The organism is Clostridium sp. UBA7791, from assembly GCF_002480755.1.
Classification (GTDB): Bacteria; Bacillota; Clostridia; order Clostridiales; family Clostridiaceae; genus Clostridium_J; species Clostridium_J sulfidigenes.
Map to the genome: position 1 here is coordinate 1458819 of NZ_DLCT01000005.1, position 22037 is coordinate 1480855.

A 22037-nucleotide genomic window follows, 5' to 3' on the forward strand; every position below is an offset into this window, starting at 1 on the left:
AGGTGTATCATGAATAAGATAGAAAATTTACTAAAAATTCGTAAAATTTCTTTGGCCTGCTTATTTTTATCTGTTCCTCTATGCTTTATAGGATGTTTTTTTCCTTTTACCTTATTTACAATTATTGGTATAAGTTTATTGCCAGTATTTATAGTATTATCTCTTTTGTTTTGGAAATGTCCTTATTGTAATTACAGGTTACCAATGAAATTTGACAAAGATAGTGATATTGATTTGGTATATCAATGTCCATATTGTAATAAGAAGTTTAATTGAAGTAAATATATATTTATAGACAATATCCAGATATGAAAGACAATATGTAAAATGAAATATAAAAACAAATGGAAGAGCAATCTTCCATTTGTTTTTTACCCCTAATATAAATTAAAATTTAAATATCTAGTCACTTTATGCCTCAATATTGTACTTTCCTAAGGCTGATTGTAAAATAAAATTCTATAAACTACAATAGTCTTTATTAGGAATTCTATTAAGAAGAGTGCTCATAAAATTCCATTCTAACAAATTCTCCATAACCAAGAGGCGTATCTTTCCTATAAGTATCTACTACATTAAACCCTGCACTTTTATAACATTTAATCGCCCTTTCATTGAAAGACCGAACTTCTAAATCAATCTTTTTATCTGTATATATCTTCTTGCATTGTTCTTTTACTATTTCCATTAAGACCTTTCCTAATCCTTGTCCACATAGAGATGGTTTTAAACCAATTCCAATAAAAACACACTCATTTTTATCCAGTAACCTTATGTATCCACATAAGCAATTGCAATCATCAATCACAGCATTAAATTCACTCTTTCTCTTTTCTTCTATTGTAATCCCCCATTTTTCATTAGATACTTTATCCCATCCTGGATAATTATATATAGAATATATATCGTCATATTTCCAATCGCAAACTTCTTTTGCATATAGCTCTGTAAGACCTGCCAATCTCAAATTCATTTCGTACACCTCTAGAAAATTTTCCATTTACATTACAATATGATACTTTCATGAATAAATTCACCACATCCACCACAAGGTGTCATATTTAATTACTTCACAACATTTTACAATTTCTGATTTACAATCATAATTATATATACTTAGCAACTTTTGAAGCAACAAAATAGAATTTATCATAATATTATTTCACATGTTCTTACTTATTTTACACTATTGCTATTTACTCTCTGGTTTCGTGATTAACTCTATTGCTTTTTCTATAACCTCATCCTTACCCTCTGCAATTCCTTTCACAGTTTGTTTTACAGTTATGTCAGGTTTAAGACCTATTCTTTGTGTCTGGCTTCCATCCATATATGTTACTGCTAGCCCTGATATAGATGTCTGTATACACCCTGGAAGTGTAATGTCCATAATATTACCATTAGCTCCTGCAGAAGGAGTTCCTATTACCGTTGCATTTGGTGCATCCATAAAAGACATAACCATTGTCTCCAAGACGCTTTGTGTACATTCATTCATCAGTATTATTACCTTCCCATTATACTGATATCTATCTTTTACTTTTCCTAATGAGGTTCTAATAATGCCGTTATCAAATATTTTGCTAAATGTAGTTGAATCTATACCTTTGTCCAATTGTTCTGCTATGAATCCTCTTCCTGAACTATTACTGGTTGATTTTAAAAATTTCCCTGGTTCGAAACTATTACTTGAATAAAATTGTTGATATTCAGAAACTTTAGGTTTTATATATTCCCCTATAGGATAATTAATAAATTTTAAATATTCACTCATTTTTACATTATCGAATCGCGCATCAATAATCAACCCTTCTGTCCCTTTAAATTTTTTCATTAATTTATCTAAATCTCCACTTTCAAGTGTAGCTATATTAATATAACCTATTTTTTTGTCTCCCATAAAGCAACTTTTCTCATCTTGGCCCAGTCTTTTTACATCATACTTGCTATTATAATAGCATGGAACATTCAAGCTTAACTTTTCACCATTTCTTATTACCTCTATTTCAGCTATTTCTTTTGTAGAACGCAAAAGGTAATAGTCAAAAGCATTTGTAAAACGATTTTTATCTGATACTGATATATATTTGTTGCACTCATCTATTATCTTTTCTATAGTAGTTCCATCAATAGCTACCACAATATCTCCTACCTTTAAAGGGGACTTATCTTCCCTGCCAGCAATGACAATCTGACCATCTATATTAAATATTGATGCTTTTGCTTTGTATGCTCCAAAGTGTTGTTGTAGCACCTTAAAGTTATCATTAAAAAAGCCATGAGAGTCATGAATATATGTGGTAAGATTTGCAATGGATAATACATATGATTCCTTATCACCTTGAAGTGCTAACTCAGGAATCTTGTCATAAAGTACTTGATCCCAATCTTCATCCATGAGATTTTTATATGGATAGAAATATTCTATAATATTCCAATAACGAAACAACCCGAGCAATCTCATTCCTGTGTCTTCATAGTTAATAGAATTGTCCATAAAAGAATCTGAAGATACATTAACAATATCCCCTTCTTCAAAAACAGCATATCCATTGTCATTATCAGTTACTTTTACCTCTGATAAATTTTCAAGATAGTCAGCAAGGTTATTTCCAAGGACTTGTCTATTCTTTATCCATGAATATTCTACATCTAAGTATACTTTCTCTTTTACTTGACGATATAGATCTTCCTGTTCTTTACTAAGTGTATTAACCTGAAATGGAAACTGGTTTAACCATGTAGCCATGATATCTCCAGCTTCTTCCTTGGTGGTTGCCTCAAGCACTTTGGGAATAACTCTAAATAATTCTGCATCCCAATTAACATTCCCTGCTGTAATCTCTGGATGACGATACTTAGTAAATCCCCAGACCTTTGCTAAAGTATGCAAATTCTTCTGTTGAACTTCACTTAATTTTTCTATCCTAACTCCACTATCTGATGCAAATTCTGTATCTTGGGATCTTTTAAGATTCTTTTCTTTAGTTTTATCTGAACTAGTACAAGCTACAAATGTTAGACCCATAACTATAAGTATAAAACTAATTATTACTTTTTTACTAAATACATTCATTTTAACTTCTTTTTTTTCATACTTTCCACCTACATTCTTTAGTACTTTAAAATCTTTTTCAATAAGATTTTATCTTTGATAAAGTACAAATATATACAATATTGTCTATAATATTGTAAACATACCATAAAAACACTATATCACATAGTAACTAATGTGAAAACCATTTATGGAATATATTATAATTTTTGTTAGGTGATTTGAAATATGCTCACTTAAAAAAATCAACAGTTAACTTATCATTGATGAAAAATACTCTTTAATTATATGTCTATGTGTTTCAGCGATATTTAATTTTTCTAGCTCTTGGTAAGTAAAATACTTCAATTCTTCTGATTCGTCACTGCATACCAATTTATGATTCTCTGTTAAATTTACTATATAAGCAGCAGATATTATTCTAACAATATTTCCATCTGGATATGCTGCGATTCTTGATGGGTCTGAAAACATTTTCCAAAAGAACAAAGACTCTTCTGATATTATAATTCCTGTTTCTTCATTAATTTCTCTAATTATTCCTTCTTCTAAACTTTCATCAATTTTCAAACCTCCTCCTATAAGTGCCCAACGGTTACTATCTGCTCTTTTTTCTAATAATATTTTATTATTATACTTAATAATTGCACAGGCACCTATATGGTTTGGCTTATTAGGCTTTGGTGCATTTTCATTTTTATAATAAAATTTTGCTTCAATCATATTATTCCATCCTCCAATATTTAAAATCTACAATGTTATGCACTATAACACAATTATTCATTTACAATCATAATTATAATACTTATCATTGCACATTTACAATAAAATGTACCAATATACAAAAAACACCTCTAAAAAGAGATGCTCATATCAAAGTTTATTAAATATTAATCTATAGATTTATTAATGTATTTTAAATTTGCATTAATTACTTTTATAATATCTTATAATTATATAACATACTCATTATAAGATAATTGCAATAAACTACCAATTTATTTATCCTAATTAATTCATTTCCTTAAATTACAAATCTGTATATTATTAGCTCCATTACACAAACTAAAGACGAAAGGAGGCTGTGCTATGAAAAAGTTTACCGTTATATTGTTAATTTTAATTACATTGGTATTAAGTACTTTTGCTTCTACACGTGTATTTGCTGAAAATATATTTACAGAAGGTGTTTATAAAGCAACTGATTTCAATATATCCCCAAATGAATCTTATATAGTCCAAAATGTTTCAGCAAATGATAGTGTTTTTCTTACTCTTTATGATGAAAATCAAGTTATAATACAATCTATTCGTCTTGAACCTAAGTCAGCTAAGTATAATTTAATTCCTCTTAAGCCTGACTATAGAATTGTTATAGTTGGTAACGGTCAAATATTTATTGATAAAGGGACACAATAGGGTGTCCTTTTATTGTTATAATTTCTTAATTTCTTCTATGCTAGTAAATTATTCTGCTATGCTATTAAGTTCTATTTCGTAATTAGCTAGATTTTCATAATCATTTATTATTTGCTCCAAGTATATTTTTCAGTTATTAATATGCAGTAAACTATTCAGAATGCTGAAGAGTTATAATATATTTTTTTATTTGTAAGTATAACTCTTCTAGTTATTACAATGGTAACTACCTCTTTTATATACAAAAAATAAGAAGTGCTGTCGCACCTAGAAGTAATTTTCTATTGTGTAACAGCCCTTCCAATTAATCATAATAGATTTATAATTTATTATTCAGTTTGATCAGTTACAGTTTTTGATTCATTATAAGTGTCAGTCAATTGTTGCATAGGTGAATTATAAGGTTTAGCCCAACCTTTGTTTACAGCTAGTTCTGTAAGAGCAGTGTGCCCTCCAACTATTTGATTTAAACCAGAAGAATAAATGGATCTTAACTCTGGAGTACTGCTTGTTAATGTAGCATTTAGATAAGCGTCAGCTGCAGCTTTTCCAGAAGAAAGCATATTTGTAGATATAACCTCATCATTGATATTAATGTTGTTTTTAATTAGGTTTCCAACTAAATTTGCCATTCCATTATACCTCCCTTGGAACTGTTACTTGATTTTCGGTGATAAATTGTTGTAATCCTTTTATCCTACCCTCGCATGCTAGCGTGCTAGATTCACCTTGTCTTTTTAGATTTTCATCTGTTATTAGTGCATTTACTGCTCTTTGTACAATTAATCCATCTTGTTCCATCTTCAAAAGTGATGTTAAAGATAGTACTTCTGCTTCTGAAAGTTTTCTCATGTTCTTACCTCCATAATATAAATTATAAGCACTTATATTATGTGATTTTAAGAAGATTAATAACCATGTTATATCTATCCATTTCATTTTCAAATAAGTATCATTTGCTTTTTTATGAGGTAGGTTTGTTAATATAATACTTATTATAGCTCAACTACAATAAGATATATTAAAATACAAAAAGCACCTCTAAAAAGAGATGCGCAAATCAAGGTTTATTAAATACTAATCTATAGATTTATTAAATGTCTTAATAGAATCATATATTAATATAATTTCTTAATTTCTTCAAAATATGAATTATTAATTACTTTAGTTATAGCTTTACTTACGTAAGAATAATTAAAATCTTTTAAATGAATATTTCCAACATAATATTCATTTTCCCTTTCTTCTAAACAGAATAAATCATAGTACTGATTTAAGTCATTGAGCAATTCTTTCAAATCATCCATACTAGGGGATAACCATAAACTTCTTCAGCATCTATATTAATACTCCAATTCCTTACTATTTGAGCGTATTTCCTAAAAACCTCTACAAATGAATTGCAATATTCATCATTTTCATTATCACTAAATATAATTTTTGATTTATCATTATTAATGATTATTGGTAATATTTCTTCTATGCTAGTAAGTTCTAGTTCGTAATTAGCTAGATTTTCATAATCTTTTATTATTTGCTTCTAGTATTCCCCTTATTTCCTAACACTATCTTCCACATCCTCATCTATGTCCTTCTAATTTAGCCTTAATATATCCCATATATATCATTGATGAACTATCAGATATTTGAGGAATCTCAAATCTACATTTCTTATAGAAATCATAATTTTCTGGAGTAGTATGCACCCACCAATTTCCATGGGGTAACTTTTCTAAACACAAGTCTATAAGTTTTTTACCTATGCCTTTTCCTCTATACTCTTCTTTCACAGCCAGGTCTTGGATTGTTGCTGTCATGACTCTATCTGATACAACCCTTACCATAGCTATCATATCTTCCTTATCCCAGACAGTGAAAACCCATGATGAATTTTTAAAGCAGATTTCATACTTTTCATCTAGCCATAACGGTTGATTTGCAGACACCCAACCAACTTCATTGTACATTTTTTTAATGATATCCCCCTTAATCCCATCTGCACCTTCTCTAATAATCAATCCTTTATAATATTGATACATTAAATCCCCCCCTAAAATTAATTTGAACACAATTTCCTAATTTTTTTCATTTGCAATCATAAATATAATACCTATTATAACATTAGTACAATAAAATGTATGCAAATAAGCACCTCTATATAGAGATTCTCTAAAATAAATAGCTTTGATTTCAAATCAAAGCCATTTAATGATAAGTATACTTATTTTATAATAACTAGTTAAAAAATATAAGATCTAATTATTTTATACCTGCATCAATATGTACCTCACCGTCACCAACTATTACGATTTTATATTCAGATTTAAGAGAAACTAAATAATGTCTTGGTGATTTAGGTTCTAGATATAAGACTTGTGTTTTAATATTATTTTCATTAAAAACAATAACAGAAATACTATATGCTGATATATTTTGAACATGATAAGAACCATCTTTTGAATGATTAAAATCCGATACTTTATAAAAACCCTCTTTATACATATTTCGTGAAGATGCATAAGTTGTAATAGATGTACCAAATATAATAGTTACTAAAATTAGTAAGATCATAATAAATTTTTTCATATAATATCCACCTCTCAGTGATATTTTATGTATTATTAATAATAATATACAATTATTCACTTATATCATTTTGCACTATAAAATAGGAGCAATATAAAATGTACTCTATAAGGTGGACAAATTAAGAAGAAGGCAAGGCTTAGGTATTAACTAAACAACTTATGAAAAAATTCAAAATGAAAAGAGTGTCAATTATCCTAACTAATAATTATTATCGTTAGTTTTATGATTATCCTCTTTTTCTACCTAAGTAATAATAACCGTTTGATTTATTTCCATTCATAGTTGTATATACCACCTGATTTAAAATCAATTTATCAAATGGCTGCAAACATTGATCAATCCATTTTATATCGTGATGCCTAACTATAGCACCTTCAGGTAATTCAAATACACCATATTTTTGGTATTTATCTTGAAATAACTTATAACGTTCTATATTGCGTTCATCTGTGTTTAGTAAGAAATCATTAATATACAGAATCCCATTAGGTTTCAAAACACGCTCTATTTCTTTTAGCAATGCTGCCTGTTCTTTATCGTTAACAATACACGTTAGCACTGCAAATAAAATAACCGTATCACAACTTTCACTATCTAATTCAATATTATCTCCTTGCATTACCCTCAAATCTAAATGAGGATATTTTACATTGCCTCGTTGTATCATTTTCTCTGAGAAGTCAATTCCTATTAAATTGCTGTACCCTTCTAAATTTAGCTGTTCTAATGTTCTTCCATAACCACAACCCACATCTAGAATAATACCTTCCTTATTAACAAACTTAGCAAACTCTTCAAAGTGAAAAGGTGTTGTAAATTCTTTGTTTTCTGCGACTGTATTCCAATATTTCTTCTGTGTCATGACAAACCTCCTAGTTTCTTTTTATTGAATTATAATTTATGATGAAATATTATATAAATAACCTTTACTTAGTCTTATGTTATATAAGATTGTGTTTATAATGTCCTTAATGATTTGTTCCATTCAATATAAAAATCAACCATTGAATTATATCTTTTAGACCTATCAATATTTATGGATTTAATTACGATATCATATAGGTTTTTATTCAATTGCTTATTATTTATTAATTTTATTACCTAATTTAAGAAACTTTCAACTTAATGCAATTTATAATTGCAACTACTTTTCCATTAAGTATGCTGAACATGAAACACTAAAATCACATTGTTCATATAATTTTTTTGCACTAATGTTATCAACATCTACGTATAGCCTAATGCCTGTAGCATTCTTTTCTTGCCTTAATATCTCTGCTTTTTTCATTAATTCATAGGCAAACCCATTTCTGCGATATGAAGGATGAATCCATAATTCATCAACATAAACATGTCCAAAACCATTATATTTACCAACTTTAGGCATATAAATTAATGAAATCCAACCAACATATCGTCTTTCCACTTCAACCACATATATAAACAAATTAGGATTTGACAATTCATTTATAATACTTTGCTTAATTGCTTCTTTCAATGGTAATCTTTCACTACCGTTCATTCTCCAATATATCATATCATCAAATAATGAATAATTCCGTGCATCTATTTTCACAATTTTATAGTTCATACAATCACCCTCATATACAATATAATTAGTTATCTTTTTATCTAGTAAATCCATATTTTTTGACATTCTCATTAAAGCATTATTCACTCTTGCTTATATATCATTATCAGTCATCCTACAATTTGTCTAACACGCCTATTTTTATCTAATTATCTCTAATAATTCATTTAGGGAATTAATCTCAATAAAATTTTTGTTATTAATATGGGTATCATGTTTACGGTTTATAAAAACAGGTGTAAAACCAAATTTTTCAGCCCCCAGAACATCAGCTTCAAAGTTATCTCCAATGAAGTAAACTTGTTCCATTTCGATGTTAGTATCATACTTTTTAATATCATCAAATACAATTTTAAATAAATCTTTATGGGGCTTCCTTATCTTATAATCCGCACTGAAATGTATATTAGCAAAATATTTTTCTAAATCATATTGGTTAATGAATCTTTTCATTACATTCTTTTTAAATATGGAATTACTTAATAAATATACTGGGATTCCTAATAACTTAAGCTGCTCTAAGGTAGAAATAGTGTCATTAAACAATTCAGTAGTATTTATTTCAAGTGCACAATTAAATAAAATTTCTTCTAGGGGATAATTCACTTTAAAACCATATTTATTTTTAAAATCTAAAAGTTCATCTTCAAATGCCAGTTCTGAATTATCCTCGCTTCTTTTATCATAAAGTTCTTTCCAATATGTAGCTGCATAATCTAGAAATTCAGCTTTAACAGTGTCTTTTGATAAAATATTTTTATGTAGATAAGATAAACCCGAATTAAAATCAAATTTAATATCATGAAGCAATGTGTCAAATAAATCAAAGACAATAGCTCTAACTTTAGCCATAAAACCCCTCCGCAAATTATTATTTATCTAGCCTTGATAATATTTTTTGTATCCTAACCGTACAGTCAATCTTTCTATTAACATGGTCTCTCCATGAATTAGATAAAGGAAAATTAAAAGATATCTAGGTATCGGGTCTAAATCGAAATTTAGAAGTTCCTCCACTTTTAGCATGCTTCAATCCTCCTTTTAGCTCCGTTGCTTAAATGCATTTGTATATATGCTTTTTGCACAACCATCGCTGATCGCTTTATGGTAACATATTCTATAAAATACCATAAATTCTTCTAAAGCAAAAGAAGTCTTGTTAGTAGAGTTTGGATTTTATAATAGACTAAAATAAGCTAAAATTAAACCATTAATAAGTTTTCAAATTATTCAATGTAAATTAATACCCCAATTATTCTCAAAACTATTACTGTAATAAATCCAATTATAATTAATCTATTTGCTACCTTAAGTTCTTCTAGCGTTTCCTTACTAACTATTTCTGTATCATCATGCCTCTTTAGTTTTTTAGATATCTTTATATGCTTTATATATCCCCAAAGTATTATACAATAAGGAATCAAAGAAAGTAGTTCTAGAATAACAGGAAATTCTCTTAATATATCTCTCAAATATATACCCCCTTATATGATAGTGCGTAACAATTTATAATTATTCCTTCACATTCTTATTCATATACTTATTATAACACGATTTCAATAAAATGTATAAAAGCACCTCTATATAGAGATGCTTTAAAATAAACAGTTTTGATTTTTAATCAAAGCCATTAAAACCTGATCAATCTATGCCTCAAAATTGTATTTAACAAATGCAATTCCTTCAAGTTCACATGATGTGGACATACCACTTTTCTTATAAAAGGCTTTAGTTTTTTCTGTATTATCAGTCATCAGTACAATTTGTCTAATATGCTTATATTTATCTAATACTGATTGTAAAAGATAATTTCCTATGCCTTGTCTTTGATACTCTTCTTTTACTAAGATATCTTGTATATAAATAATAGAAGCATCATCACCAACAACCCTAATTAATCCAATCAACTCTTCCCCATCAAAAGCTCCAATATTGAATAAGGAATTTTTTACTGCCTTAAATAGTTTATCAGGTTTATCTGAATATACTGTCCACCCAACATTTTTATATAATTCTATCAATTGTTTTAATTCAAACGTTCCATTTTCTTTATATTTTATATTCATTTTTATTCTCCATTTCATATATATTTGAACTAGCTACTTTATGTGGAGAATTAATTTCTACCACTCACTAATAATTTCTTATTTTCCGTTTTAAGAAAAGGACAACCATCAAAATTCCTTTAATTCAATAAAATCAACACCATTTTCACTTGCAATTCCTGCATACAACTTATTATTATCTTTACCTATAGACAAATAATGCCTCAAACATTCTTTAGCAGTAAAAGGCATTTCTCTATCTAAAACTTCATCCATATTAACCCACTCCAATATGCCTTCATCACATTCATTAATGTCTATTTCAGTGTTTTGTAGTTCAGTGAAATAGTAATAGTTTTGCCTAATCTCATTATTCTTCATACGAAGTGTAACATATTTTAAATCTACAGTTCCAATATCGTTTTCTGTAATACCTGTTTCTTCAAACAGTTCCCTTAAAACACATGCCTTTGGATTATTTAGTTCGCCTTTTTCAAAATGACCACCTATACCACACCAAGAAGGTTTCACAACTCTTGAACCAACTCTATAAAGCAGTAACATTTTATTTTTAAATATAATATAAATTGTAGTCATATTCCTTAACATATCTAAAACACCTCATTTAAGTTTCTTTTAGACTTTAAGTTCACTTTCTTATACCCCTATGCGAAACTTATTAATATAATTTCTTAATTATAGAAGATTACGAATTAATTAAACTTCTATATTTATTTTGCAGCCTCAATAATCCAGTCAACTATATAATTAAATCTTTCTGATGTAAGTGCATGACCACCTTCATATTGTTTAATACTAATTTGTTGCCCTGCATTACATTTTATATATTCCTTTTCTGCCTTTTTATAGATATCCATTGCATCTTTCGAGTATTTATCTTCTGTTGCTGATACAATTAGAAATTTAGTTGGGCAAATCTCGCATACTACATCGTCAATATCATAATATCTCATAAAATTTGGTATAACACTTGCCATTTCAATACCAACATTATTCTTAATTCTGTTTCTAAATGTTGCGGCACTACCGCTAGCACAAGCATAATGTATTCTTTTATCAAATGCAGTAAGATAAATCGTTGTATTACCTCCATATGAATGTCCTAAACAACCTATTTTATTATAATCAACGCAATCCAATCCATTTAACACGCTGATTGCTCCCATTGCATCTTCAATTACTGTTTTTGCCAGAGTCTGACCTGTGAGTATTCCGTAGCACATTGTAAGAAAATGCTGCCAGTCATCATCTTCATCATTTTTATTGATTCCTGAGGCATTAACTCTTCTATCCTCAAAACACAATGAATCTGGTGCGATGACAACAAATCCCCTCTCTGCAAGTGCAGGACCAAAGGCTTGAAGATGATTCCCAGCAAGACCACAAACTTCACTTTTGCCAAGATTTCTTTCTCTGTTATGTTGATGATTTATTAAAACTGCTGGATGCTTACCTTCTCCATCTGGCAAAAACAAAAAGGCAGTGTTTTTACGTCCATGTATGAAATATTGAATAAGTTCCCTTCTGTATCCATTACATTGGAATGTTTCTAAAACCTCATAATTTATTCTGCTACTCACAGGCTTCAAGTCAATAAGTTTTAACATCTCTATACTGTTTGTACTCATACTACCTCCTTCTAATAAATACAAATTTATACTTTTGCAATATACGTATTTTATTTACTTCGTAATTTAACACAATTATTCCTTAACATACTTATTATAGCACAATTGAAATAAACTGTATGAGCATATTAAAAGCACCTCCATATAGAGATGCTCTAAAATAAACAGTATTACTAATAAGTTATTTAATTATATATCAATTTCACCATATAAAAAGATGAGATTTTAAAACATAAAAACTCTCTGACTCCACCTTGCTTAAACAATTATTTTAAATTGTATACTTAAATATAAGTTCTCCATTAACATCCTTTTCATTTATATACTCAAATCCAATGCTTTTATATAAACTATAAGCTAATGTATTTTGCTCAACTATACTTAAGTAGATAGTATTAACATCATATTTTTTCGAAACTATATCAATAAGGTTGGTCATTGCAATTCTTCCAAATCCTTTTCCCTGGTATCTTTCATCTATCATTATTCTATCAATCCAAGTATCTTTATTAGGCCCAAAGGATCCGTACATTGCAAATCCAATTACTGCCTCCTTATGATATATAGCTACAGGATTCCATTGACTACAAGTTCTTGCTTCTTCTAAGCATTCATCTACAGTTTCAATAAATTTCTCTTGGTCTGACTTTAATTTTATTTTCCTAACAATATTTTCATTAGTATTATCTATATCTTTAAAATATATATTATTCATATAATTACTTATCCCCCAAATTCAAAACATTTAAATTCATGCATCTTAACCAATGAATTACTTGATTAATCTTCTTTCTTATCTTAATTCAATCTGTTTATAATATTATTTTTCCTTCTTAAAAACAAAAGATTTGCATTCATCATTATATATGTTTTCCTTTAAAAATGTAAATCCACATTTTTTAGTATAAAATCTATGGTTTCTTATTGAATAATCCGGCGTTTCAACTGTCCATATCTTAGCATTTATATATTTTTGCTCTATGTCATTCCAAACTATAGTTCCAAGATGATGTCCTCTGTAATTTGGATCAATAAAGAGCATTTCCAAACTATATTCATTATTGGGCTTAATTCCAACTGTGTAAGCACCAACTGTATTTCCTTCATAAATAACTTTATAACTTTCAAAATCTGTGTGCTCATTGAGCCATTTAATCAAACTGCCATCATTATATCCTTTAGGTCCATCCTCTTTTATATCCGTGTGCATTGATGTATCTTCATTAAATGCAGAAGTCATGATTTTTGTTAATTCTTTATATTCATCAATATATATCTTTTGATACAAAATCTTATTATTCATTATAACTTCTCCTTCTTATTGTTTAGTACTTTGACACGTTTTTCCTACAATTATTCACTTATATTATAAACTTATTGTAACATAATTTCTATAAAGTGTATGTTTATGTACAAAAAGCATCCAATTAAAGAAAAGGTCATAAAATTAAGTGGCTACTTTTTTCTAGAAGCAACCACTTTTTAGTTTAAGTAAATGAAACTACCCTACCAACAGTTAAGATAAAAATTATAAATCCTGTCATTATAATGGTTATGGCTACTGTAAAGACTCCTCTAAATAATTGAAACCAGCTGATGGCTGCCGAAAATCCAAGTAGCCCTAGTAATAGTGTGATTATAGAAAGTATCATAACTATAACTAATGGATGCACTTGCAATAGATCCATTGTAAAGTTAATTACCTTATTTGATTCTATTGATAAAAAGAATAATATTACACATATCAATGATAAAATGAATGAGTAAATATTTAACCTTAATTTCATACTGAACCTCCTAGATATTCCATGGTAATGCAAGGTGCTTATTTAGCACGCTGCAATATTCTATTATAATTTACAATTTTACCATATTGTACGACCAATGGTATTAACTTAAATTTAAATTTCTATATACATTCAGTAAAACCTTATAAATAGAGTTTTTAGCTTCTCTGAAGCTTACTAACAGAATTCTTTCCATCGGTGTTTCTGCCCATGTAAATTAGACCTTCAAGGTTGTTTTTTATAGCTATAGCTACATGGCATGGGAAGTGACCTTTGGTTATATCATAGCCATGGACTGCTTTATATAGGGCAATAATACCCACTTGAATTAGGTCATCTATGTCATAGCCATTTACACTTATAGCCACAGCTTGGCTAGATATAAAAGCCTTGAAATTTTTTATTAGCTCTTCAAGGGCAGTATCCTCCCCTGCTTTTGCCTTTGTCACCAATTCTTGAATTTTAGCACAATTATCCATAACAAAAATCCTTTCTCCTAGGCTATTTCCTCCTGTGTCCATGTGTCCATTTTTTCCCCTATATATACATATATAGTATATATATATATTATTTATATTATAAATATGCTCTAATAGAATATCATAGACATAATAGATACATAGGGGGTTAGCCCTTATTATTACTAGGTTTGAGGCGTGTCCTTAACTGTGTCTTTCCCTGTGTCTTTGGAATCAAGGATACAGCTTTTAAGTGTTTTCATAATTATTCTTTCTTATAAAGGCTCTTTGACATCCATAATTTTTACCAAATCTCAGCTTTCCTGTGCCCATGTTATAGGGTTCCCAATCCTCAAGGACACGGAGCACATCATTAATTTCTCTAGAATTCATAGGTTTCATGTACTTAGGATCTCCTTGTAATAGCTCCACCCATATCTCCATGGCACATATTTTATCTCTTTTTTTAGTAGGTATTATATTTTCCTTAAAGTTAGTTCCATGAATATAACTTCTTCTAGCTGCCACATCAAGGTCCTCCCAATTTTCAGGAAGAGGCATTTCAAGGTATTCATGAATCAATCCCTCTATGGAACTTCTCTCTGTATGCTTCTCTTGGATTTTAACTGCTTGCTTTTCTAGTTCTAGCTCTAAGTATAACCCTTCTCCCATCTTCCAAAGCTCCACAGCTTCTGCCCAAATCTGGTGGATTTCAGCCTTTATATCCTCTCTCCATAAATTCTTTTTAATTCTATGTTTCTCTACCATTACAGGCCAAAACCTTCTGTTCCCTGTTTTATCCTTTAAGAAGTCCATTTCATTGGTGGTGCCAAAGAATACACACTGCATTGGAAACTTTGTAACCCTCTTTCCATAGGCAACTCTATAGATATCTTCCCTCTTAGATATAAAGTGTTTAACTGCCTCCATCTCTGCTTTTTTTGCAGCAGTAAGCTCTGCCATTTCTATAATCCAAGCATCTTGAAGTTGTTCATAGGCTTCTTTCCCTTGCACTGTGTTAAAGGAATCTGAGTACCAGTTTTACCCAAGAAGGCTTAAAATATGACTCTTACCTACCCCTTGTTTTCCAACTAAAACCAGCATATAATCAAACTTCACTCCTGGATTAAAAATCCTAGCCACTCCAGCAACTAAAGCTTTTCTTGTAACCATTCTGTTATATTTAGTATCACTAGCTCCTAGATAATCTATAAATAGGTTGTCCACTCTTTTAACTCCATCCCACACTAAGGAATTAAAGTAATCTCTAATGGGATGAAACTTATTTTTCTCCTCTACAATTAAAAGACCATCATTAATCTTCATGGGACTAGTTATCCTATAAACCTTTTCTATATAATGCCTTAAAGATGAATCGTCACTGTCCTTCCACTGATCCCCTTCTTTTTTATTAAGAAGCCTATGCCAGGGTAGATTACCCTTAATCATAGTTCTATGGGAAAATTCATTTTAAGCTATTTTACCCTTTAGATTTTCTTCCTTAGTTATTGGCTCCTTAAAATTCTCAGATGCCTTTTCTTTCTTAGCATCTTTTTCCTCACTTTCCCCCTTAACATCCTCTAACTTCCAAATCAGTCCCTCTTCCTTCTCCTTAGGTAATTCACCGTCAGCACCTAAAGCCTCAGACTCCTTCTCATCCAAAGCTTTAAAAACTTAGCTGACAATGTTAAAACCTTGATAAGTTCCCTGCAATTAAAGTTCACATTAATATTAATATCCATAAATAAACCTCCTTCAAAAAAATACCCTCTATATATAAAGCCTTCGTAGCAATTAATTCGTAGCTATTTTTGAAAATTTCTTAAAGTTTTTTTAAAAGGATTATTATTTCCTTATATATGAGCTTAAGAATCCTTCTTATATTTCCCTCACTAACCCCTCTCTCTTTGGCAATGGACACAATGGTTTTCCTTTGAAAAAACACTAGGTAAATTAACTTTCTCTCATCGAAAGATAATTTACCTAGTGCTTTATAAAGACTCTCATTAATTAATATTTCTTCTACATTCTCAATAACTTCAATATCATTAGATCTAAATTGAAAACCATGCTCCTCCATTTCCTCAAGAGAATTGTGTTTACGTCTCTCCTTGCGATTATTATTATGAACCTGCCTTTCTATCTCCATGACAACTTTAATAAGCTCATCAGGGATATCTACCTTCTGAACTTCACCTGTAATAAATTCATACTTAATTTTCATATTCATCTCTCCTAGCTTCAAATTATTTTGAAACTTTTATGAAGCTATTCAAAGCCTAGGTGGAGATGCTTATAAAGGGATAAAAAAAGCCTTCCACAGTGAAAGGCTTTAAAAACTAACCCTAGATGGATTAAATTCTGTTAAAATAAAAAAATAGCCGATGACTGCTAATTTAGCAACCATCCGGCTATTCGGTAGTTAATCACTCCATTGCTCGGTATGTTTTATTATACTTTAACCTATATCTTAACTCATTGTATATGAAAATTCTATTTTTCTTAATTTAATATTATTTTTTACCCCCAGAAGTTTTCTACACTTATTACACTTTATCTCTATAATTCCAACGTAGCTATTTTCCACATCGAATAATCTATTATTGCAAATTGGGCATCTCACCTGAATCAATTACATCTAATCCCCCTCTCTATACTAATTTCCCCTTTAAATTACTTAATCATAATATAGATAATATATCATTTATCCGATGACTACCAGCTCTAGTACTCCACCTTTTTTAGAGTTGGAGTTAAGAGCTGGTACGTCCCTGGATAACGATTTCTAACCTTCAGAGAAGCAAAGAACTCTGTTTACCTACATTTCCCCTTAATATAACCTAACATATCCTTTTATTTATGTCTTTTCTACCAAATACTTTTATCATTAACCCGAATTCCATAAAAGTATAGTTACATTATATGACATTTTCAAGGGAAGGTCAAGGAATTATTTGAATTATTTTGAAAATTTATTGTTTTTATCCATAAAAGTGTTTTTCAAATATGTTGCTATATACGTGTATATATTTTACAATTAGTAGGAGTAACTGGATAGTTACAATAAAATTAAAGTATATAATATTTTAATTTTATTCTTTTAGGAGGTTATAGAATGGTAGTGGAGCCTTTAAATGATGTTATGTCTCATTTTAGATTTGTATTTTCCGCCTATGTAGTATTGTTTATAATTATAGTTTTGAATTTTTATAAATCCCTACATATTAGAAAGAATTTACAGAAAGATAATTCAGTTGGCAAGTTAATTCAAAGATTTGATTTGGTTATTGATATTTTTTGTGGATTAGCAATGGCTGCAGGTTTAATGTTTCAAGGGGTATTGGCAGATAATAATGCATTAGGGCACAATACTTGGTTTACGGCACTTTTAGTCATATCCATTGTGAGTTTTATCATTTTTGTATTAACTGTAATTGTGGTTAGGAAAGATAAAAAATAAGCATATTAAAATCAACTTTCACTTATTATTTATTTTCAGATGCCTTAATGGATGTAGAGATTAGAAGTTTGTGAGTATAAATAATTTAATGAAAATATATCTCTATAAGAATTATTTTAAAGGCATGGAGATCATAAGATGGTCCCATGCCTTAATTTTGATACAATAAATAATTTAATCCATTAATCATTATAGGACATACTACCTGACAATAATTGGTGTTAGTAACATTTATTTATTTATCGTTACCTGTCTTTTTAAATCCTCTATCTCTTTATCCTTAAGATCTATAATATTTTCATACTTTTGTTCCATTTCCATCAAGTTTTTGCTTAACATATTTATAAAGGATGCCATCTCATCGGAACTTCCTGCTATACGGTTAAATAGCAAAAGATTTAATTTTAAGACCTCTGGGATCTCTTTGTGAGAATATCTAAGTTGATGGTCAATCTCTCCATAACCTTCTTCAAATATGGTTCTTACTTGAATTTCCGCTATAACCTTTTGATTAGTTGGAAAAAATTCTATAAGATAATGGACAGAACGGTATCCTGATTTTCTAGAATTAATTTGTATATTTAATTCCTCAAATATTTTTGTATCATCCCCTTCTCGTACATTAGCAGTTATCTCAACAACCTTCCAAGTTCCCAGAATATAATTATGTATATCTTCCCAATCATCCTTGAATATATGTATGGCTCTAATACCTATCAAATCATTTATCTCTTCTTTATAGTTAGAAACGGAAAATTGAAAATCCTCTCCATACTTTGATTTTCTATCCTCTGTCTTTCTAATAATCTTTTCAATAAGCCTTTCAGAATCCTTTACTCTAGATTTTACCGTATGTATTTTCTTATGTGCCCTAAGTGTATTTGCTATAAATTCTGCTTGTGTCTCATAAGTCTCTTTATACATATTGAAATCCATATATATTTCTTCTAAAGTGTCCCAAACTATTCCACTCTTTATAATCTCTTCATTCTTAAGATGATATTTACTTAAAAAAGTTTCTTTATCTAAAATCATAAATCTTGCCACCTTCAGTTTTACTTATTTTGTCCATAATAAATATATTTTATGATATTTTAAACTTATTGTAACGCAAAGTGATAAAAGATAGCAAATTGTATTGCCCATAGAAAAACGTAAAAAATAGCATTATCACGTCCCTACTAAAACAAACTTTACTTTAGTAGGGACTTTAGGTTAGTTTTAGAGGGATTGCTCATAATAAGAACTATCATGATGCATCCATATTTTTAAATATATCCTTTGATGTAAGGGAGATGGCTGCAGATAGAATTCCAACCACTAGCAGAATAATCCCTGTATGATTTGAAAATTGATCAAAAGCTACCCCATATATGGCTTGCCCAATCGGTTGTGCACACATGGAGAGAGAAATCATCACTGCGATTACTTTTCCCACAAGCTCTGGCGGTGTTTCACTTTGAACTGCTGCAATCATCTGTACACTGAACATTGTGGCAAGTGCCATGATGACAAAGCTTGTGGCTGTAATTACTACATAACTGACCATATTTGCCATGCCTAGTAGCAGTGGAATTGCCATGACCCCCATAGATAGGCTGCAAAGAAACATCAAAATGTGTGAACTTGTAAGCTTTAGTTTTTTGCTGAATACAGCGGTTAAGATTCCTCCGCAAAGTCCGCCAAGTGCCATGGCTCCCTGTGAAAACCCAAGCAGCTCATCACTCATTTTAAGTATGCCAATAATTAGAATAGGCATGCCAACAATCAGCATTGATGATAGTACCAGATTGAAAATAGTAGCCAGACCAATGATATTAATGAGGACTGGTTTTTCTTTTTTCATATAATTTGTGCTGTCAAGAAAGTCACTTTTTATAATTGCAGATATTTTCATTGCATTATTTCTTTTTTCAAAGGGTATGTGTATAAAAATCTCCATTATAGCAGAGGCAGCAAAGCAAGCAATACTAATGAGAAGGATGGGTACAATGCCAAAAGCACCAAATAACATACCACCAATAATAGGCCCCAAAAGCCCTGCCAGTGCACCAACCTGGTTGACTACCGCACCTGCTGATAAAATTTTATCTCCTGAAACCAGCAATGGAATACTTGCTTGCACTGTTGGCTGATAGGTGCCACTAATGCCATAAAGCAACATTAAAACAGCAATAAACAGTGGAACTATGGGCAGTTTTCCAAGAGCCATAAAGAACAGAAAAACAATGCTTGCCGTTAAAAAATCAAGTGCTACCATGATATTTCGCTTGTTCACTCTGTCAGCCAAAATACCTCCTAAAAATGAGAGAAAAATCATGGGAAGAAAGGAGGACGCTGTTACAATTCCGAAAAGAGATGCTGAGCCTGTTTCTCGCAAAAGATAGAGAGGAAGCGCAAATCGCAAGATTGCATTACCAAACATTGAAATGATTTGTCCGATTACTACAAGTGTAAAGTTCCTATTAAATAGTTTTGTTTGTTCCATATTACAATGCCTCCATCTTATTTACCTTTGACAACAGCTCCATAAATACTACAAGACCTAACACTAGTAAAACAACCATTCCTATTAGCCTGATTTGCAAAGAATTTTCAGGTACAAACGACATCATATTGCCAAATGGAATAATTAACAGAAAGGATGTTACTACAGTAGCTACCAATGACTTCCTCCAAAATCCTATACGCATTGCTATAAGACCTATTGAAGCTGCCAGCAGTGCTGAAACTCCTGTTGTAAAAAGTAGGTTTGGCCACATTTCACCTGTAAACATATTGGGTAAAATGTGAAAAGTATTTGATAAAAAAGCAAACATACTGATTGCAACAATATTACATATAGATACCGCAATGGCAATAAAGAAAAACACAAAGCTGCATTTCGCAAAGAGAATTTTGCTTCGCTTTATTGGGTATGAGAACAATAGAATTGCTCTTTTCCCAGTATATTCTTCAACTGTAAATTTAGCGTGCATGATAGCAGATAAGACACCGAATGCAGCAACAAACAGTATGGAAATCAAAGATATAAAATTATTCCATTGACTAAACATACTCAAATCTGTAGGCAGGGAAACGCCTCCTCTAATTTGGATCATCTGCTGTGATTGTTCAATTTGTGGTATATATGCTGTTAAAAAGCAAAATCCAAATCCAAAAATCAAGATAAGAAAGGATGCCACAATATAAGATCTAATTTTGTTTCTTTCAAGTTCTAAATTTATAAGTTTTATCATTATAATTTCCCTCCTCTCATTTTTTCAATTAAGAAATCTTCAAGATTGTTTTCATGCTCTACAATTAAGTCCTTCACATTAGCTTCAAGGGTTAACGTGCCATTTGCAATGACCGCAACTCTTTCAACGGTTTGTATAACTTCGCTTAAAATATGACTTGAAAGTAAAATTGTCATCCCTTGATTTTTAAGGGAAATAAATAAATCTCTCATTTCCTTAATTGCAACAGGATCAAGTCCATTAATGGGCTCATCAAGGAGCAATACCTTGGGACTATGTATCATACTTCTAGCAATGCCTAAACGCTGACGCATGCCAAGAGAAAACTTTGATACTGGTTTATCACCCACATCACCAAGACCGACACGTTCAAGGGCTTTTGATATATCTGCATCCATCCCCATATATCTAAGATGAATGGACAAATTGTGAGTAGCATTCAGATGCTCATAAAAATATGGTACCTCAATAAGACTACCGATGTTACCGAGTACCTGGTCTCGTTGGGCCCAAGCATTTTTTGCCAGAACATATGCACCACCCTCAGTTGGCTCAAGCAGCCCAGCCATAAGCTTTAAGAGGGTTGTTTTCCCCGCTCCATTTACACCTAATATGCCATAAATCTCACCCTGTTTAACTTTCATTTCTAGACGATTTAATACGGTCTTGCCATAAAATTCCTTGCATAGTCTGTTTGTATGCACTGCAAATTGATGTTCCATATACTTCTCCTTATTCATATACC

29 protein-coding genes and 1 pseudogene are annotated in these 22037 nt (G+C 30.3%); 3 read left to right on the forward strand and 27 right to left on the reverse strand.

Translation table 11 applies throughout. The features are described from left to right. Window positions 1–9 precede the first annotated feature (9 nt). Window positions 10–276: a hypothetical protein gene (locus B3Z56_RS12480; RefSeq protein WP_346846806.1), complete on the forward strand. Its 267-nt coding sequence runs from the start codon at window positions 10–12 to the stop codon at window positions 274–276. A gap of 217 nt (window positions 277–493) precedes the next feature. Here B3Z56_RS12480 and B3Z56_RS12485 read toward each other — a convergent pair whose 3' ends face one another. From B3Z56_RS12485 to B3Z56_RS12495, 3 genes are all read right to left on the reverse strand, one after another. Beyond that, entirely contained in the window at window positions 494–973 is a 480-nt protein-coding gene (locus B3Z56_RS12485; protein ID WP_346878884.1) for a GNAT family N-acetyltransferase, read from the reverse strand. Window positions 974–1192: 219 nt separating this feature from the next. Continuing rightward, entirely contained in the window at window positions 1193–3076 is a 1884-nt protein-coding gene (locus B3Z56_RS12490) for a S41 family peptidase (protein WP_346878885.1), read from the reverse strand. Window positions 3077–3307: 231 nt separating this feature from the next. After that, window positions 3308–3778 (reverse strand): NUDIX domain-containing protein, encoded by a 471-nt coding sequence (locus B3Z56_RS12495; protein ID WP_346846803.1) that lies wholly within the window; start codon window positions 3776–3778, stop codon window positions 3308–3310. A gap of 366 nt (window positions 3779–4144) precedes the next feature. Between B3Z56_RS12495 and B3Z56_RS12500 the strand changes: the two genes are divergently transcribed. After that, on the forward strand, window positions 4145–4474 hold the full coding sequence (locus B3Z56_RS12500; RefSeq protein WP_346876786.1) for a hypothetical protein: 330 nt from the start codon (window positions 4145–4147) through the stop codon (window positions 4472–4474). A gap of 329 nt (window positions 4475–4803) precedes the next feature. On the opposite strand, the gene B3Z56_RS12505 is transcribed toward B3Z56_RS12500, so the two are convergent. The 20 genes and pseudogenes from B3Z56_RS12505 to B3Z56_RS12600 all read right to left on the reverse strand — a co-directional run bounded on the left by B3Z56_RS12505 (window position 4804) and on the right by B3Z56_RS12600 (window position 17225). After that, complete coding sequence (locus B3Z56_RS12505; protein WP_346846801.1) at window positions 4804–5106, reverse strand: spore coat protein; 303 nt, start codon at window positions 5104–5106, stop codon at window positions 4804–4806. 4 nt (window positions 5107–5110) lie between these two features. Beyond that, window positions 5111–5326, reverse strand: a complete 216-nt coding sequence (locus B3Z56_RS12510; protein WP_346846800.1) for a hypothetical protein — start codon at window positions 5324–5326, stop codon at window positions 5111–5113. Window positions 5327–5592: 266 nt separating this feature from the next. Then, window positions 5593–5781: a hypothetical protein gene (locus B3Z56_RS12515; RefSeq protein WP_346876788.1), complete on the reverse strand. Its 189-nt coding sequence runs from the start codon at window positions 5779–5781 to the stop codon at window positions 5593–5595. A 273-nt stretch (window positions 5782–6054) separates the two neighbouring features. Further along, window positions 6055–6513: a GNAT family N-acetyltransferase gene (locus B3Z56_RS12520; protein ID WP_346878886.1), complete on the reverse strand. Its 459-nt coding sequence runs from the start codon at window positions 6511–6513 to the stop codon at window positions 6055–6057. 220 nt (window positions 6514–6733) lie between these two features. Then, window positions 6734–7060, reverse strand: coding sequence for a hypothetical protein (locus B3Z56_RS12525; RefSeq protein ID WP_346876790.1), 327 nt, complete (start codon window positions 7058–7060; stop codon window positions 6734–6736). 229 nt (window positions 7061–7289) lie between these two features. Next, on the reverse strand, window positions 7290–7925 hold the full coding sequence (locus B3Z56_RS12530) for a class I SAM-dependent methyltransferase (RefSeq protein WP_346878887.1): 636 nt from the start codon (window positions 7923–7925) through the stop codon (window positions 7290–7292). A 282-nt stretch (window positions 7926–8207) separates the two neighbouring features. Further along, a complete protein-coding gene (locus B3Z56_RS12535; protein ID WP_346876792.1) occupies window positions 8208–8720 on the reverse strand; it encodes a GNAT family N-acetyltransferase in 513 nt (170 codons plus the stop codon). 75 nt (window positions 8721–8795) lie between these two features. Then, entirely contained in the window at window positions 8796–9506 is a 711-nt protein-coding gene (locus B3Z56_RS12540; RefSeq protein WP_346878888.1) for an HAD family hydrolase, read from the reverse strand. Between the two features lie 374 nt (window positions 9507–9880). Then, window positions 9881–10126, reverse strand: a complete 246-nt coding sequence (locus tag B3Z56_RS12545; protein ID WP_346846792.1) for a hypothetical protein — start codon at window positions 10124–10126, stop codon at window positions 9881–9883. 174 nt (window positions 10127–10300) lie between these two features. Then, on the reverse strand, window positions 10301–10720 hold the full coding sequence (locus B3Z56_RS12550; RefSeq protein ID WP_346846791.1) for a GNAT family N-acetyltransferase: 420 nt from the start codon (window positions 10718–10720) through the stop codon (window positions 10301–10303). A gap of 108 nt (window positions 10721–10828) precedes the next feature. Further along, window positions 10829–11308 (reverse strand): NUDIX domain-containing protein, encoded by a 480-nt coding sequence (locus B3Z56_RS12555; protein WP_346878889.1) that lies wholly within the window; start codon window positions 11306–11308, stop codon window positions 10829–10831. Window positions 11309–11430: 122 nt separating this feature from the next. Beyond that, window positions 11431–12348, reverse strand: a complete 918-nt coding sequence (locus B3Z56_RS12560; RefSeq protein ID WP_346876795.1) for a hypothetical protein — start codon at window positions 12346–12348, stop codon at window positions 11431–11433. 271 nt (window positions 12349–12619) lie between these two features. Next, window positions 12620–13063 (reverse strand): GNAT family N-acetyltransferase, encoded by a 444-nt coding sequence (locus B3Z56_RS12565; protein WP_346846788.1) that lies wholly within the window; start codon window positions 13061–13063, stop codon window positions 12620–12622. Between the two features lie 105 nt (window positions 13064–13168). Beyond that, on the reverse strand, window positions 13169–13651 hold the full coding sequence (locus tag B3Z56_RS12570; protein ID WP_346878890.1) for a GNAT family N-acetyltransferase: 483 nt from the start codon (window positions 13649–13651) through the stop codon (window positions 13169–13171). Window positions 13652–13835: 184 nt separating this feature from the next. Next, window positions 13836–14135 (reverse strand): hypothetical protein, encoded by a 300-nt coding sequence (locus tag B3Z56_RS12575; protein WP_346876797.1) that lies wholly within the window; start codon window positions 14133–14135, stop codon window positions 13836–13838. A 158-nt stretch (window positions 14136–14293) separates the two neighbouring features. Beyond that, window positions 14294–14656, reverse strand: coding sequence for a sigma factor (locus B3Z56_RS12580; RefSeq protein WP_346878891.1), 363 nt, complete (start codon window positions 14654–14656; stop codon window positions 14294–14296). 186 nt (window positions 14657–14842) lie between these two features. Beyond that, window positions 14843–16042: pseudogene (locus tag B3Z56_RS12585) on the reverse strand (VapE domain-containing protein). Window positions 16043–16063: 21 nt separating this feature from the next. Beyond that, window positions 16064–16255 (reverse strand): hypothetical protein, encoded by a 192-nt coding sequence (locus B3Z56_RS12590; RefSeq protein ID WP_346878892.1) that lies wholly within the window; start codon window positions 16253–16255, stop codon window positions 16064–16066. 160 nt (window positions 16256–16415) lie between these two features. After that, a complete protein-coding gene (locus tag B3Z56_RS12595; protein WP_346846783.1) occupies window positions 16416–16817 on the reverse strand; it encodes a sigma-70 family RNA polymerase sigma factor in 402 nt (133 codons plus the stop codon). A gap of 246 nt (window positions 16818–17063) precedes the next feature. Next, complete coding sequence (locus B3Z56_RS12600; RefSeq protein WP_346878976.1) at window positions 17064–17225, reverse strand: hypothetical protein; 162 nt, start codon at window positions 17223–17225, stop codon at window positions 17064–17066. 483 nt (window positions 17226–17708) lie between these two features. On the opposite strand from B3Z56_RS12600, the gene B3Z56_RS12605 reads away from it, so the two are divergent. Continuing rightward, window positions 17709–18053 carry a hypothetical protein gene (locus tag B3Z56_RS12605; protein WP_346878893.1) on the forward strand — a complete coding sequence of 115 codons (345 nt, stop codon included), beginning with the start codon at window positions 17709–17711 and terminating at the stop codon, window positions 18051–18053. A gap of 231 nt (window positions 18054–18284) precedes the next feature. On the opposite strand, the gene B3Z56_RS12610 is transcribed toward B3Z56_RS12605, so the two are convergent. The 4 genes from B3Z56_RS12610 to B3Z56_RS12625 form a co-directional block, all read right to left on the reverse strand. Continuing rightward, window positions 18285–19088, reverse strand: coding sequence for a RelA/SpoT domain-containing protein (locus B3Z56_RS12610; RefSeq protein WP_346878894.1), 804 nt, complete (start codon window positions 19086–19088; stop codon window positions 18285–18287). 214 nt (window positions 19089–19302) lie between these two features. Further along, a complete protein-coding gene (locus tag B3Z56_RS12615) occupies window positions 19303–20541 on the reverse strand; it encodes an MFS transporter (RefSeq protein ID WP_346878895.1) in 1239 nt (412 codons plus the stop codon). 1 nt (window position 20542) lies between these two features. Further along, a complete protein-coding gene (locus tag B3Z56_RS12620; protein ID WP_346878896.1) occupies window positions 20543–21292 on the reverse strand; it encodes a hypothetical protein in 750 nt (249 codons plus the stop codon). Next, a complete protein-coding gene (locus tag B3Z56_RS12625) occupies window positions 21292–22014 on the reverse strand; it encodes an ABC transporter ATP-binding protein (protein WP_346876804.1) in 723 nt (240 codons plus the stop codon). Before B3Z56_RS12625 ends, B3Z56_RS12620 begins: the two co-directional genes overlap by 1 nt. Between the last annotated feature and the right edge of the window lie 23 nt (window positions 22015–22037).